Source organism: Candidatus Nealsonbacteria bacterium (assembly GCA_019923605.1).
GTDB lineage: Bacteria > Patescibacteriota > Minisyncoccia > Minisyncoccales > CSSED10-335 > JAHXGM01.
Genome location: JAHXGM010000004.1, coordinates 1 through 14415 on the forward strand (window position 1 = coordinate 1; position 14415 = coordinate 14415).

The window sequence follows — 14415 nt, forward strand, 5'->3', positions numbered from 1 at the left end:
TTTCCATTATCTGATCCAAGATCAAGCACTTTTAAACTATCTAGATTAACCCCTTCTTCTTTTCTAAGAAATTAAGATAACACATAAGATCACTTCTTAGCTCATCTCCCATTTTTAATAATTGAGAATTTTGATACTTTTGTTCCCATGCTTTTTCTTGAGGCATATCTATTTTCTATCACTTAATTCATCGTCTTCTTCTGTTATAAAACCGTGAACCTGACTACTCCATAAATCAAAGTATAGTCCGGATTTTTGGATTAGCTCTTTATGAGTCCCCATTTCAACTATTTCTCCTTCTTTAAATACAATAATTCTATCCATCTTTTGAATGGTTGATAGGCGATGAGCGATAACTATTGTTGTTCTGTCTTTAATTAATTCTTCAAGAGCATTTTGTATTTTCTTTTCAGCAATAGAATCAAGTGAACTTGTCGCTTCATCTAAAATTACAATGGGAGCATTCTTAATCATGGCACGAGCAATTGCGATTCGTTGTCTTTCCCCGCCCGATAATTTAATTCCACGTTCTCCAACAAGAGAATCGTATTTCATAGGAAGCGCATCTATGAATTCATGGGCATAAGCTCTTTTTGAAACATTAACAACTTCTTGAAAAGTTGCACTCGGTCTTGCATAGGCAATATTATCCCGAAGTGATCTATGAAACAATGATGGGTCTTGAGGAACATAAGCTATTTTCTTTCTTAATTCTTCTTGTGAAACCTTAGTTATATCTTGCCCGTCTATTGTGATATTTCCCCCTTGGATATCTACAAATCTTAGAAGTAATTTAATAATCGTTGTCTTTCCGGCTCCTGAGTAGCCAACTAAAGCAACTTTTTCGCCTGGTTTTATAAATAAGTCTAATTCATTGAAAATAACGTTATTTTGATCGTAAGCAAAAGTAACTTTATTGAATCTAATATCCCCTCTTGTAACAAAAAGTTTTTCTGGTTTTATAGGATCTTTGACTCCCGGTTTTCTGTCAAAAATTTTAACCATTTCATCGGCATCGGCTATAGCAGAAGATATTTTTATAATATTCCTACTTATTGACCAAACAATATTAAAGCTTGTTAAAACATAAACTTGTACTAAAACAATGGTACCGGTAGAAACAGAGCCACTTTTCCATAGATTGATTGCAAACCAAATTATTACAATATTAAATATAGCAATTATGAATCCTTGAATCATTCCATCCCAGAATACCTGTTGCATCCATGCAGCATATCTTTTTTCTTGCTGATACGAGGTAGTCTTAGCAAAATTCTTTGATTCTCTTTTTTCAGTTGCAAACATTTTAACAGTAAAAATATTAGAAACAATATCTGAATAATGACCTGTAGTATAAGAATCAGCCTCAGCATTAGTGAGACTCTTTGGTATTTGCCATCTCACTAATATTCTAACTATCACTCCATAAAATCCAATCCAAATTAAAAATGCCAAACCAAGTACTGCAGAATGATACCAAAGAACAATAAGTGAACTCAAAAGAGTAATTCCACTCATCCATATTTGGAAGATAAATTGATCATGTAAAATTTCAAACGCATGTATAAAGCGCTTTGTTTTAGCAACAAGGCCACCCACAAAAGTGCTTGAGAAAAAAGTGTATGAATGCCTTTGTAGTTTTTCTAGGGAATAATCGTAAAGTTCTTTTAGTATTTTACTTTGAGTTTTAACCAAAAGATAATCACCTAAACGATAAAAACAATTATATAATATAACTATGAAAACCAGTGAGATTAATAGAAAATTTAATTGCTGGTGAGCATTGGGTGGATTAACTGAAACAATATCAACTATCCCCTTGTATATTAAAGGAACAATAACATTTGTTGATATAACTCCTAATCCATATGAAACTAAAATAAGTGCCTGTAACCAAGTGTACTTTTTTAAAAACTTCCAATAATGACTAAATATAGACTTATAATTCATAGCTTAATGTTTAAAGTATAACAAAACATTCCATAAACAACAAAAAACTAACGCAAAGCACTAACTATAGACGCATTTGATAGAGGCACCAGCTAAGTTTTTCTGCACTAACGAAATTAAGATTTAAAAAAAATATCAGAAAGAAAAAACTAACAATGACTTATGATAATGGATCTGCTTTTACTGATTACGAACTCATAAAAAAAGAAAATTGAGAATCAAAATGTTTTACTTTGGAATAGAATCCAGGTTTATCCATAAAAAAGACTTTTGATTACCCCTTTTTTCTTACTTAGAGTTTTCTAAAAGTTCAAATACTTTTTCATTTTGTAGAAGGTCCTCAATGTACACCTTCAATCTTTCAATGTCTAATTCTTTTTTAGTCTTTGGGTCATGGATTCTATTAAGATATGACTCTGATTCCTTTTGAACTTCTTCTTCAGAAACCTTAACGCCCTCTTCCTTTGCAATTTTCTGAAGTATGAGAGCTGTCATAATTCTTTTCTTAGCTCTATCTTCCCAGTCCTTCGCAATCTCTTCTTTAGTTTTTTTGATTTGCTTAAGGTAATCTTCAATTTTCATTCCAGACTGACTTAGTTGATGTTCGAATTCATGAAACATATTATCTATCTCTCTTTCTATCATTATTTCTGGAATATCAACTGATGATTCTTTGCCTATCTCTTCAATAATCTTTACTCTTAGTCTCTCTTTTTCTTTCTGTTCTTTTTCAAGCTTTACATTTTCTTCAATCTTTTTATTAAGATCATTAGGATTAGTAAAATCTCCTAAAGATTTTGCAAACTCTTCATTTATTTCCGGAAGTTGTCTTTCGTAAACTTCTAATACTTTAACATCGAAATCAATGTCTCGCTCATTTCCATCTTGAGGATTTGGCATCTTAACAGTGATGGTCTTCTCTTCTCCCTTTTTCATGCCAATTAATTGTTCCTCGAAACCTTGAATGAATTTTTTCTCTCCAACTATTATCTTGGCTTTTTCTCCTTTTATACCTTCTTGATCCACACCATCTAATTTGCCAGAAAAATCGATTTCTACCTCATCACCATCCTTAACCTCTCTATTTACAAGAACAGTTTTAGCTCTAGTTTTTCTTATAGTATCTAATATTTTTTCTACTTCTTTTTTTTCAACCTTAATTTCCTTTTTATCTTTAAGAGATTTCTTAGCAATGCTTTTATAATCAGGAAGCTTTACTTCCGGTAATACAGAAACAGTTGCTTTGTAAACAAAAGGATTATTGGGAGTAGATATAATGATATCTATTTCTGGTTGAGAAATAATAAAGAGCTCACTCTCTTTAATAACCCTAGGATAGGTATCTTCAATTGCATCATGAGTTGCTTCGTGCCAAATTTTTTCTTTTCCAACATTCTTTTCCACGATATTTTTAGGCGCTTTCCCAGGTCTAAATCCTTTGATTTCTATTTTTGAAGATATTTTTTCAACTGCCCTATTGAAATAGTTGCTCATTTCTTCTATTGAAACAGTTACCTCAATTTCTTTTTTAGACTTTTCTTTATCTGAAATTTTAAAATCCATGAATTATTCTAATTTATTTTTTAATCACATTAGTAATTTAACATATATTGGAGATATTGCAAAAAAATGGCAAGACGGCAGACTACTCTCCTATAATTTGTACTTGTATATTTCTTGGTCTTGAGCTATCTAGTTCAACTAACATTATGTTTTGCCATTGGCCTAATTGCAGTTTGTTATCAATTAAGTTTATCGTGGCATTCATCAGTAAGTGTATTGCCTTACAGTGAGAATGTCCATTCATACATTCGCTATCACAAACATTTACTGTTCTCATTGAAAGGTTATCGTGTCGATATTCTTTTGACTTCGGAGAACATTCTTCTAAATTATCTTTAATGTCTTCAATTAAAAGAGGTTCATTTTCATTCACCATTAAAGCTGCTGAGGTATGAAGTATTTGAATATTAACCAGTCCGTTTTTTATTCCTGAATTGTCAACGAAATCTTTAACTTCATTAGTAATATCAATGAAGTCGTATTCTCCTTTTGTTTGGTAGTTAAATGTTTTGTTTAAAATTTTCATATTTATTTATATCTTTTAATAACAAAATTAGCTAAAAGATTCATTAATTCGTGCCATTCGTTTTTTGGAAGTGGCTCTAGAAAAGATTTTGATTCTTTAATATATTCCTCTCCCATCTTTTCCGCCATTTCTTTACTATTTGTTTTCTCAATTAATTCTATGGCTCTTTTAATGTCTCTCTTGAGTATCTTTTTATTAGATAGAATGTCTAATAGCTCTTTTTTGTCTTTATTTTTTAATTTTTCTATAGCCAGGAGTATTACAATATTTCCACCCTTACCTTCAACTATATCTTTACCTATTTGTTTTCCTAATTTTTTTTCATCTCCAAATATATCAAGGATATCATCTTGAATCTGAAAGGCCATGCCAAGATTCAATCCATAGCCACCTAAAGCATTAACTTCCTCTTTTGATCCGTTAGCTGATATCCCGCCTATTTCACAAGATAATTGAAAAAGAATTGCAGTCTTTTTCATTATCATTTCAAGATAATCTTTTAAAGATATTTCCTTAAAACGATTTTCTTGAATGTAAGGCTCATTTTCTTTCTCCTTTCGATCGTATAAGATATCAAGAATTTCTCCTTCTGTTACTAATTTTAATCCTCTTGCAAACATCTCTGATATTAGAATAGGATTCTTTGATCTTTGAGTAGCCTGAAAAATTGAAGAAGCATAAATCATAGCTACACATTCTGCTGTAGATTTACCAAGCTTTTTCCATAACGTCGGTTTGCCTCTTCTTAAGTAAGAATTGTCTATAATATCATCAATTATTAGAGTATAATTATGTAGAATTTCAATTCCTGCTGCAGGATAAATAGCATATTTAGTTTTACCGTTCAATAGATAGCACGCAGACAATAAAAGAGCCGGCCTTAATCTTTTTCCGCCGGCTGACAACTGATATTTAACTATTTCTGAAAATTTTTCATCAACACTTAACCCCAAAATCTCCTCTATTACTGGATCCACCACTTCCCCCAGTTCCTCCAGAGTCCTTAATAGATCTTCTGATTGTTTCTTTTCAAACATTTAATAATTTATTTAAGTCAAATTATACTGATTTTAGATAAAAAGACGAGCCATTATTGTATTAACAAGGACTTGTGAGAATAATTACATCTCTTTTTTTTCTTCTGATTCGGTATTTGTACTGGTATCTGACTCAGAAAAGAAACTATCTTCTTCCATCTTCTTATGCTCTTCAGCTTTAACCTCTTCCTCTTTCTTTTGATTCATAAGGTAAGCACCAGCAAGTAATGTAATCAAAACAATTAAACCAATGATTAATATATCCATAATATGTTTGAGATTATTTATTTTTTAAAATATCGACTTTACTCTAATGTATTGTCTTATTATTAACTACTTTTGTCAATAAATTTTTCCTTAAGTCTTAGGAATAATTCATAGATATCGCCTGCTCCCATAACAATTAAAACATCGTCCTTTTGATGAGTTTCTGTTGTGTATTTTTCAATAAGGTTAAAGGTTTTTTTACAAATAACATTTTTACTATTTACAGCACGCGCTAATTTCTTTGAATTAACTTTCTTTTTTATACTTTCCTTTTCTCGACCAGGCACAGTATATATCTCAGACAGTATTATTTCATCAATTGGCATTTCTTTTAATGTTTTCACAAAATCATTAAAAAGGCTAAATGTTCTTTCATATTGATGAGGCTGGAAAATACATCTTATTCTTTTCTTAGGAAACTTTTCCCTCGCAGCTTTTAATGTCTTTTCAATCTCTGTGGGATGATGTCCATAGTCAGATACCAGAGTTATATCTTTCCCCTTAAAAATTTCAAAACGACGCCAAGAACCTTTGTATAAAGATAGCCCCTGAAGAATGGCGCCTTTTTTAATCCCCAATATTAGGGCTGTTTCAAATGCTGCTAGAGCATTGTATAGATTGTGCTCTCCGGGAACTTTAATGATTTTTTTTATTTCTTTTGCTTCACTCTGCTTGATTGAATAATATTCAACTCCCCTTCTTTTATCTAGAATTTTATTAATATTTTCATCCTCTTTATTTGCAATAATGTAACCATTATGATGAATATTTTCTAAGTATTTAGAAAAAGCTTTTAATATATTGTTGATATTTTTATAGTAGTCAAGATGATCAGCTTCAATATTGGTCAGTGTTATTATCCTCGGATGATAATTCAGAAATGATTCCTTGTATTCGTCTGCTTCAATGACTAAATATTTTGATTTCCCCATTCTAAAATTACCATTGTCAAACTCCTTCATTTTTGTCCCAATAATTACAGTCGGATCTAATCCAGCATTTATTAGAATAAGGGCTATCATTGAAGAAGTTGTACTTTTGCCATGAGTTCCTGAAACAGCGATAGTGAAATACTTTTTAGTTATTTCTCCTAGTGCTTCAGGGTAAGTTTGGGTTTTTATTCCAAGACTAATTGCTTTTTTAAGTTCTGGGTTGTTTGGTTTAACAGCCGGGCTATAAATTACAAGATCAATATCTTTTGATATATTTTTAGCCGAATTATTTATAGATATTTTTACTCCCAACTTTTCAAGCTTTTCAGTAATCTCAGAAGAATTAAGATCTGATCCGCTAACTGTATTTTCTGTTGCAATAAAATATTGAGCAAGAGAAGAAACTCCGATACCTCCTATTCCAATAAAATGAACCTTCATATATTTTTTAGTTTAAAAGTTTCGACAACACTATATTCCGAACCCGTTTTTTTTAATATTGATTCCATTAGTTCTATAGAACCTATTTTAACATTAATATTAATTTTCTCCTTTATTTCAGGTCTTTCTTCTGGATCAATTTGCCTAAATTCCATTTGATTAATCCTGGCTAAAGTGATGTGAGGCAGATTTTTTTCCTTTTCAATCTTTATATCATTAATTTTTGTTTTTGCTATTTTTTCTTCTAGTAATTCCCTCAATTCAACCAATTCTTTTGTTTTTTTTACATTAGCCCATATAAAGCTATAACCATTGGGTGGTCCATAGGATATTTCTTCAATAACTAAATCTAAAGGTTTTGCTTGGTCGGTAATATTTTTAATTATCTCCTTACACTCTTCTATTTTTTTATCTGGTAATTGCCCTAAAAAAAGAAGGGTTAAATGAAGATTTTTTCCGTCAATCCATTTTGCAGGAATTTCCGGCCAATAACTTTGATGTTTTCTAAGATTTTCCTTTAATTCTTTTGGAAGATTTACAGCAATAAAAAAATTAGTTTTCATGATATTTCATTCTAACAAAAAAGGTGTTAGAATAAAAGCGATGAAATTTAGAATAAACCAAGATATAAAAGAAAGTATTGTTAACGAAATGAGAAGAGCTGGTTATAATTGTCTTGGGAGAGGCCAGAATAAAGAGGAATTTTCTTTTGTTAAGGCTCTGCAACCAGGTGGATATCCTAGGTTTCATCTTTTTGTTCGCTTTGACCAAGGAAAAGAGCCCCTCTTTAATTTACACTTAGATCAAAAGAAAGCTGTATACAAGGGAACTACTGCCCATTCTGCTGATCACGATGGTCCAGTGATAGACAAGGAAGTAACAAGGATAATATCTATTTTATCCTAATTGTAAGTCAAAGAATTTATTGATATAATCACGATGAAATCAGATAATAAAGAAACTTCAATACAAGAAATAGTTAATCACTATTTCTACACCAAAGGACTTACTTTGGATGAAATAAAAGAGGACGCAAAGAAGAAAAAGATAATATATTCTCGATTTACTAAACCCGCCAAACAATTATTAGATTTAGCCGGTTCGAAGACAAAAGCAAAATCAGCAATAGACACTGTTTCCAAATGGGCCGATTCAAGAAACTTGGACTATACCATAGAAACGGTAGTAAAAAAGTGGCTAGAGCTAGACCGACTAAAACCTAAGAAAGCAGTAAAAAAACCTTTTTATCGCGGACATCCTATGATATGGTCTGAGGCAAAGAAAAAATGGTTTGTTGTTGACGAAACCAATACTTGGCTTGAGTTCGCTGATGATGAAGAAAAAATAGAGTGGAAAATTATAAAATAATGATAAGAAAAATGAAAATAGTTTTTTTTGGTACACCAGAGTTCGGAGCAGATATTTTAAAAAATTTAATTGGTACTAAATACCAACCATCATTAATAGTGACTAATCCTGATAAGCCGGCGGGAAGGGATAAGAAAATAACTGAATCCCCTGTTTCAGAACTAGCTAAGGAACATAAAATACCAGTATTAAAACCCAAGCATATTAAAGAAATTCAAGGAAACCTTGAAAAAATTAAACCGGATCTAATGATAGTTGCGGCTTATGGTAAATTCCTGCCGATTGAAATGATTGAGCTGCCTGGATATAAGACATTAAATGTTCACCCTTCGCTCTTACCAAAATATAGAGGATCATCCCCTATTCAATACGCCATTCTTAATGGAGACAAAAAGACTGGGGTAACCATTATGTTAATTAACGAAGAAATGGATAAGGGAGATATTTTATCCAAAAAAGAAGTAACCCTTAAAAATGAAATCTACCCAGAGCTTTCAAAAAAACTATCTGATGTTGGATCAGATCTTTTAAAGGAAACCATACCAAAATGGATTAAGGGTGGAATAAAGCCCCAAAAACAAAACGAGAAAGAAGCAGTTTATACCAAAATACTTGATAAGTATGATGGTAAAATTGATTGGAAACAACCGGCCAAACAAATTGAAAGACAAGTAAGGGCGTTTAATCCTTGGCCTGGAACTTATGCATATTTTATATCTAAAAAAACAAATAAAGAAACTTTGATAAAGGTAATTGAAGCAGATATATTAGAACAGACTGAGGCTGGTCCTTTTGGTCTCCCCGGTAAAGTATATATGGCTCCAAACAGTAATTTGGCAGTTCAAACCGGTAAGGACTTTTTGGTGATTAAACGATTACAGATTGAAGGAAAGAATCCCATTGCTACTAAAGATTATCTGCAAGGGAATATAGATTTAATAGGAATAATATTAATATAAAGATATGATATCATCTAACGATTTTGAAAAAGGAATGAGGATAGTAATTGACAGTATTCCTTATGAAATAATTGAGACAAATAATATGTTTAAGGGAAGAGGTCAGTCAGTTCTACAAACCAAGCTTAAGAATCTTAAAAATGGAACTGTCCTGTCTCGAACCTTTCGTTCTTCGGAATCATTTAAAGAGGCCGAAATTGATAAAATGAAGGCTAAGTTCTTGTATAAGAATAAGAGTGGATATTTCTTCTCTAAAGATAACGACCCCAAACAAAGATTTAGCTTAACTGAAGATCAGATTGGCCCAGTTGCTAAATTCCTAAAAGAAGGCGAAACGGTTGAGGGTATTATTTTCGGAGAAGATATTATCAATATTGCTCCACCAATAAAAGTTATATTAAAAGTTACTGAAGCCCCTCCAGGAGTAAAGGGAGACCGAGTTCAGTCGGGAAATAAAATGGTAAAGATTGAGACTGGTGTTGAAATATCAGCTCCTCTCTTTATCAAAGAGGGAGATTTAATAGAGGTAAACACTGAGACTGAAGAGTACGTAAGAAGAATTCAATAAATAAATGACGGACCATGGCCGGGATATATTTTCATACCCGGCTTTATTATTTCCTTTAATTTTTCAAGGGACTTTTTCATCTGGTCATTTGATCCTCCAGGAAGATCAGTTCTTCCATAACCATTTTCAAAAAGAGTATCTCCGGTAATAATGAAATCATTGGCTATCAGGCAAATACTTCCCTTGCTATGCCCGGGTGTATGGACTACTTTCAATTCTCCATCGTCAAGACTTAGTAGTTCTTCATCTTTGATATATCTATCAGGCGTAATTCCAAGAAGATATAATAGTTCTTTTTCGCTCCCATGAGCCAATACAAGCGCGTTAGTGGCTTTTTTGATCTCATTTAGTACTAAAGTATGGTCAGGATGATAATGGGTTAAAATAATGGCTTTAAGATTATAGCCCTCAATTAATTTTAATATCTTTTCATAATCTCCCCCCGGATCAACAATAAAAGCATCCTTTTGGGATGCTATTAAGTAACAATTCGTATTTAACTCTCCGACCAGAATAGACCTTACTTTCATGCTCCAAATCCTGAAATACCTGACATTTTTTGAGCAGCTATAACTTGGATTTTTTTAATTGCTTCGTTTATAGAATCAACTAATAATTTCTCTTGCTCTTCTTTTGACAGAGAAGGGTTTATTGTGATTTCTTCAACCTCTAGACCACCGTTAATGATAACCTGAACCCCTAATCTTTCAACCTCTACTCTTTCCTTCTTTAGACTAGCTTGTAATTCTTTTAACTGTTTTATTTGTTTTAGTTTATCAAACATGTATTTTAGTTCCTTTAAATTTTTTATCTCTTAAAATATTCTTTAAATTTTTCAAATCTTTCCCATCAGCTACAATTACTTCTAATTTTTCTTTCTTTGCTAATCTAGCTGCTACTGGATCTACGGGCATTGATCTTCCCGGCCTCCAACGGGACGGAATAATTTTTAAGTAATCTTTCCACCTTATATCTTTAATCTTTACAGCATCCTCATTTTTAGATGGGTCTTTACTATAGACATAATCTGGTTTACCAAGAATCACTATCTTATCAATACCGAAATCTAAGGCGATTTGAACCGCAATGAAATCGGTTGATCTTCCCGGGTTCCACCCCGAAGCGATAATCACTGAATGTCCGTCAAATTCTTTAATTTTAAATCTTTCATTAAAAATGGAGGGTTCAGCCTCCTTTTTGAAAATTGCTCTTAAGAGATGAGCATTTAAATATGTTGCATGAATGCCGATCCAGTCTCTTTCTTTATTTGATACTCTGTTGATTAGAAGAGCTGCGTTTTGAAAATTTCTAGCGACATCACCTCCACCGGTGACAATAATAAACTTGTAACCATTCTTTATTTCTTTTTTTATTGAACGATAGAACTGACGAAGAAAAGAAGTATTGATCTCTTTGGGACAAATAATTGATCCCCCTAGCGCTATAACGATTCTTTTTGTTTTTTCCTCCATAAAAAAACGAGTTAAATTTTACTCAATTATGCTTATATCATTACTTAAGTTTCTTTACAAGTGACCAAATTTATAATGCTCTTTTTTACTGCTTATTTTCTTCATAAAATTAATATCTTTTTCTTTTAATAAATGAATACTCTCAAGCTTTGGATCTAAGTTAAATATTTTACCTAAGTATTGACCAGACGAAAGAAGTGGAATAAAGACGTAGTCAGCACCTTCTTTGTATAGCATCATAGCGTCTTCTTTTGTTTCGGCTCTTAGTATCACTTTTGGTCGTTTGGCTAATTTGCTAATTCCAGCAACCACATTAAGATTGTCTTCGATATTTGGACTTGTTGATATTACTGTTTTAGCATCTGAAAAATTAACGGTTTCAAATATTAATGGATCAATTACGTCGCCGTAAAGACAGGAGAATCCTTGTTCAGTTAATTCGGTAATTATATCTGGATTAAAATCAATAATTAATAAATCTTCTTTGGGAATATTATAGGCAATACTTTTTCCGGTTCTATCATAACCAATCATTATTATAGGCTTAGTAAGGTCAGCAAACGTAACATCTTCTCTTGTCTTACTTTTTTCAAAAAAAGATAGGAATGGTGAGAGGAAATTATAAATACCATCGGAATACATAATTAAGTAAGTGGAGGTTGTAATTGTTATAATTCCAACTGCGGCAATAAGAGCGACTACACTTTCATTAAGGTGGCCGATCCTTAATCCGAGGGCGGCTAAAATTAAACTAAACTCTGATATTTGAGCTACAGTAATACCACATAAAAAGCTTGTTCTTTTCCTGTAACCTAACCCTAATCCCATAATTATTATTACAATCAATGGATTACCAATCAGAATAAATAATGAGAATATTATTATCGGCAATGTGAGTGCCTGAAAATTATAAAAAATAATAGATGAGCCAAGGATAACAAAGAATATTAAGATGAAAAAGTCTCTTAATGGTTTTATTCTATTAGCTATTTGAAAGTGTTCTGATGAATTAGCTAGGGCTAGTCCGGCCAAGAATCCAGCCACTTCAATTGAAAAACCTATTCCAGTATAAACTCTTAACAAATCTGTAGCGGCTACCAAAGCAAAAACCCAAGCGAGACTTACTAAAAAGAGAAGTTCTTGTGATCTTGCTATCTTATGAAAAAGGTAAGGAAGGGCATTTCTTCCTAGTATTAACATTATACTAAAAAGAATTATTCCCATAAAAAAGGTTTCAATCAGCTGTCTTGGCGCAAAGTTACCGTCACTTCCGATACCAGCAAGGATAATTAACATCAGAATAACCACAAAGTCTTGAACAAGTAGAAACCCTATGCTTATTTTTCCATAAAGACTATTAAGACTCTTTTTATCTGAAAGAAGCTTAACTATGATAATGGTACTGGAAAAAGTTAAACAAACGGCAATATAGGCGGCATGAATAGTAGGAAAGCCCAAAACCATTGCGATAATGAATCCAAATATTGAAGTAAATAATATTTGTCCGAGACCGATAAATACTGATGTTGCTCCAACTGTCTTTAAAGATGTGTAATTCATCTCAAGACCAATTAAAAACAACAAAAACATAATACCAAGCTCTGAAAAGAGATGAAAAGAATCATTGTTTCCGAAACTAAAAAAACCGAACTGCCTTTGAATGAGTCCGATAATTATACCTGTTGCGATATAGGCTAATATCAATGGTTGCTTCAAGGTCTTTGCGATAATACCTAATAAAGCAGCTAAACAAATAATAATTGCTAGTTCAAATAATCCACCCATTTATTTATTTTTAGTTAAATTTTGAAGAAGAACTGTCTGTGTTGAAAAGGTCATTAATGTAATCATATAGTTGTTTATTATAGACGGAATATTTTAAAAAATCAAAATTTATCTATTTTATCGTTGTCAGAGAAAAAAGATTAATTAATTCTGGTTTTTTAGCATATTTTCCATGAAAAACAGCAACTACTTCATTTTTAGAAAAAACTTTCTTCTTTTTGAGATCTTTTATTATTTCTTTCGGTAAACAAAGGTCATTAAAATCTATAGTTGAATAATAGGAAGTTATTCCATATGACAAAGAAAGCTCTTCGGCAATTCTTTTTTGATTAGTTATAGCGATTGTTCTTATCTTTGTCCTAAATGATGAGAAAACCCTTGCAGTATATCCACTTTCAGCAAAGATTATAGCTGTTTTTATTTTTAGTTTATCTAAAATTTTTCGTTGTTCTACCTCTCTGGCAATTGCTCCAACCACAAACTCTGTTGGGCTAAAAATATTACTTTTCAACACAGGCGGGTTACTGTGATCTTCATTAAATTTTAATATCTTTGACATTTCAATAACTGACCTAACTGGAAATTTACCCATAGCTGTTTCCTCTGAGAGCATCACTGCGTCAGCTCCATCAAATACCGCATTAGCTACATCGGTTGCCTCTGCTCTAGTCGGTCTTGAGTTATTTATCATAGAATGCAACATTTGAGTTGCTACTATTACTGGCTTTCTGTTTTGTCTACATTTTTTAATTATTTCTTTCTGCCAAAAAGCTAATTTTTCAATTGGTATCTCTATTCCAAGATCACCGCGCGCTATCATTATCGCATCTGAAGCTTCAATTATTTCATCTAAATTATCAAGTGATTCTTGGTTTTCAATTTTAGATACTATTAAGGAACCCATCTCTCTTTTCTTAATTTCATTCCTTAGAGTAAAAATATCTTCTTTTGACGAAACAAAAGATAGCGCGACATAGGTAACATTATTTTTGGCAGCCGAATCTAGATTTTCAATGTCCCGCTTTATTAATGAAGCCAATTTAATCTTAGTCCCTGGAAAGTTAATACTTTTACGATTCTTGATTAATCCCCCATCAATTACTTTTGCTTTCAAGATACCTGACCTTGATTCTATTACCTCTAGCTCAATCATTCCATCATCAATTAGTAATGAATCACCAGCCCTAAGGCCCTTTAAGACCTTTTTATCCGATATGGCTATCTTAATATCTTCGGATATAAAGTCCGAAGCAATTAGAATAACATCTCCTTTTTTAACTTTGATATTCTTTTCTTCTCTAGTTTCAATTCTTATTTCATTTCCTTGCAAATCAATCATGATACCAACATTTTCATTCATCTCATTAGCTATCTTTTGAACCCGCTTTATTCTTTCGTTGTGCCAGGCTACATCAGAATGCTTAGTATTGAATCTAAAAATATTAACACCAGCTAGCATTAATTCTTTTATCGTAGAATTACTATCTGATGCGGGACCAATGGTCGCAACTATTTTTGTCTTTTTTTCTAATTTCATTATGTTTTGA

General features: G+C 32.0%; 16 protein-coding genes. 4 read left to right on the forward strand and 12 right to left on the reverse strand.

Annotated features, from left to right (window positions below):
• Positions 1-168 precede the first annotated feature (168 nt).
• The 7 genes from KY054_00990 to thpR all read right to left on the reverse strand — a co-directional run bounded on the left by KY054_00990 (position 169) and on the right by thpR (position 7279).
• Positions 169-1950 (reverse strand): ABC transporter ATP-binding protein/permease, encoded by a 1782-nt coding sequence (locus KY054_00990; protein ID MBZ1356335.1) that lies wholly within the window; start codon positions 1948-1950, stop codon positions 169-171.
• Positions 1951-2238: 288 nt separating this feature from the next.
• The gene (gene tig, locus KY054_00995; protein ID MBZ1356336.1) at positions 2239-3513 is read right to left on the reverse strand and encodes a trigger factor; all 1275 of its coding nucleotides are present in this window, start codon (positions 3511-3513) and stop codon (positions 2239-2241) included.
• 82 nt (positions 3514-3595) lie between these two features.
• Positions 3596-4039 carry a secondary thiamine-phosphate synthase enzyme YjbQ gene (locus KY054_01000; protein MBZ1356337.1) on the reverse strand — a complete coding sequence of 148 codons (444 nt, stop codon included), beginning with the start codon at positions 4037-4039 and terminating at the stop codon, positions 3596-3598.
• Between the two features lie 2 nt (positions 4040-4041).
• Entirely contained in the window at positions 4042-5076 is a 1035-nt protein-coding gene (locus KY054_01005) for a polyprenyl synthetase family protein (protein ID MBZ1356338.1), read from the reverse strand.
• Between the two features lie 84 nt (positions 5077-5160).
• Positions 5161-5343, reverse strand: a complete 183-nt coding sequence (locus KY054_01010; protein ID MBZ1356339.1) for a hypothetical protein — start codon at positions 5341-5343, stop codon at positions 5161-5163.
• A gap of 62 nt (positions 5344-5405) precedes the next feature.
• Positions 5406-6716, reverse strand: coding sequence for a UDP-N-acetylmuramate--L-alanine ligase (murC, locus tag KY054_01015; protein MBZ1356340.1), 1311 nt, complete (start codon positions 6714-6716; stop codon positions 5406-5408).
• Positions 6713-7279 carry an RNA 2',3'-cyclic phosphodiesterase gene (thpR, locus tag KY054_01020; protein MBZ1356341.1) on the reverse strand — a complete coding sequence of 189 codons (567 nt, stop codon included), beginning with the start codon at positions 7277-7279 and terminating at the stop codon, positions 6713-6715. The genes murC and thpR overlap by 4 nt, the downstream gene beginning before the upstream one ends.
• Here thpR and KY054_01025 point away from each other — a divergent pair.
• The 4 genes from KY054_01025 to KY054_01040 are packed head-to-tail and all read left to right on the forward strand — an operon-like array spanning position 7278 to position 9611.
• Complete coding sequence (locus KY054_01025) at positions 7278-7622, forward strand: hypothetical protein (protein MBZ1356342.1); 345 nt, start codon at positions 7278-7280, stop codon at positions 7620-7622. The two genes, thpR and KY054_01025, sit on opposite strands and share 2 nt — an antisense overlap.
• A 33-nt stretch (positions 7623-7655) precedes the next feature.
• Positions 7656-8084 (forward strand): hypothetical protein, encoded by a 429-nt coding sequence (locus KY054_01030; protein MBZ1356343.1) that lies wholly within the window; start codon positions 7656-7658, stop codon positions 8082-8084.
• An 11-nt stretch (positions 8085-8095) separates the two neighbouring features.
• Positions 8096-9043: a methionyl-tRNA formyltransferase gene (gene fmt, locus KY054_01035; GenBank protein MBZ1356344.1), complete on the forward strand. Its 948-nt coding sequence runs from the start codon at positions 8096-8098 to the stop codon at positions 9041-9043.
• A 4-nt stretch (positions 9044-9047) separates the two neighbouring features.
• The gene (locus tag KY054_01040) at positions 9048-9611 is read left to right on the forward strand and encodes an elongation factor P (GenBank protein MBZ1356345.1); all 564 of its coding nucleotides are present in this window, start codon (positions 9048-9050) and stop codon (positions 9609-9611) included.
• Here KY054_01040 and KY054_01045 read toward each other — a convergent pair.
• From KY054_01045 to pyk, 5 genes are all read right to left on the reverse strand, one after another.
• Complete coding sequence (locus tag KY054_01045) at positions 9605-10141, reverse strand: MBL fold metallo-hydrolase (GenBank protein MBZ1356346.1); 537 nt, start codon at positions 10139-10141, stop codon at positions 9605-9607. The genes KY054_01040 and KY054_01045 overlap by 7 nt on opposite strands.
• Positions 10138-10395, reverse strand: coding sequence for a YbaB/EbfC family nucleoid-associated protein (locus KY054_01050; protein MBZ1356347.1), 258 nt, complete (start codon positions 10393-10395; stop codon positions 10138-10140). Before KY054_01050 ends, KY054_01045 begins: the two co-directional genes overlap by 4 nt.
• Positions 10388-11083, reverse strand: a complete 696-nt coding sequence (gene pyrH / locus KY054_01055; GenBank protein ID MBZ1356348.1) for a UMP kinase — start codon at positions 11081-11083, stop codon at positions 10388-10390. Before pyrH ends, KY054_01050 begins: the two co-directional genes overlap by 8 nt.
• Before the next feature lie 54 nt (positions 11084-11137).
• The gene (locus KY054_01060) at positions 11138-12868 is read right to left on the reverse strand and encodes a cation:proton antiporter (protein ID MBZ1356349.1); all 1731 of its coding nucleotides are present in this window, start codon (positions 12866-12868) and stop codon (positions 11138-11140) included.
• A 112-nt stretch (positions 12869-12980) separates the two neighbouring features.
• Positions 12981-14405 carry a pyruvate kinase gene (pyk, locus tag KY054_01065; protein MBZ1356350.1) on the reverse strand — a complete coding sequence of 475 codons (1425 nt, stop codon included), beginning with the start codon at positions 14403-14405 and terminating at the stop codon, positions 12981-12983.
• Positions 14406-14415 lie beyond the last annotated feature (10 nt).

Bases quoted from the DNA above. Each gene is read 5' to 3' on its own strand.
- KY054_00990 (MBZ1356335.1), bottom strand. From the start codon at position 1,950: ATGAATTATAAGTCTATATTTAGTCATTATTGGAAGTTTTTAAAAAAG.
- tig (MBZ1356336.1), bottom strand. From the start codon at position 3,513: ATGGATTTTAAAATTTCAGATAAAGAAAAGTCTAAAAAAGAAATTGAG.
- KY054_01000 (MBZ1356337.1), bottom strand. From the start codon at position 4,039: ATGAAAATTTTAAACAAAACATTTAACTACCAAACAAAAGGAGAATAC.
- KY054_01005 (MBZ1356338.1), bottom strand. From the start codon at position 5,076: ATGTTTGAAAAGAAACAATCAGAAGATCTATTAAGGACTCTGGAGGAA.
- KY054_01010 (MBZ1356339.1), bottom strand. From the start codon at position 5,343: ATGGATATATTAATCATTGGTTTAATTGTTTTGATTACATTACTTGCT.
- murC (MBZ1356340.1), bottom strand. From the start codon at position 6,716: ATGAAGGTTCATTTTATTGGAATAGGAGGTATCGGAGTTTCTTCTCTT.
- KY054_01025 (MBZ1356342.1), top strand. From the start codon at position 7,278: ATGATATTTCATTCTAACAAAAAAGGTGTTAGAATAAAAGCGATGAAA.
- thpR (MBZ1356341.1), bottom strand. From the start codon at position 7,279: ATGAAAACTAATTTTTTTATTGCTGTAAATCTTCCAAAAGAATTAAAG.
- KY054_01030 (MBZ1356343.1), top strand. From the start codon at position 7,656: ATGAAATCAGATAATAAAGAAACTTCAATACAAGAAATAGTTAATCAC.
- fmt (MBZ1356344.1), top strand. From the start codon at position 8,096: ATGAAAATAGTTTTTTTTGGTACACCAGAGTTCGGAGCAGATATTTTA.
- KY054_01040 (MBZ1356345.1), top strand. From the start codon at position 9,048: ATGATATCATCTAACGATTTTGAAAAAGGAATGAGGATAGTAATTGAC.
- KY054_01045 (MBZ1356346.1), bottom strand. From the start codon at position 10,141: ATGAAAGTAAGGTCTATTCTGGTCGGAGAGTTAAATACGAATTGTTAC.
- KY054_01050 (MBZ1356347.1), bottom strand. From the start codon at position 10,395: ATGTTTGATAAACTAAAACAAATAAAACAGTTAAAAGAATTACAAGCT.
- pyrH (MBZ1356348.1), bottom strand. From the start codon at position 11,083: ATGGAGGAAAAAACAAAAAGAATCGTTATAGCGCTAGGGGGATCAATT.
- KY054_01060 (MBZ1356349.1), bottom strand. From the start codon at position 12,868: ATGGGTGGATTATTTGAACTAGCAATTATTATTTGTTTAGCTGCTTTA.
- pyk (MBZ1356350.1), bottom strand. From the start codon at position 14,405: ATGAAATTAGAAAAAAAGACAAAAATAGTTGCGACCATTGGTCCCGCA.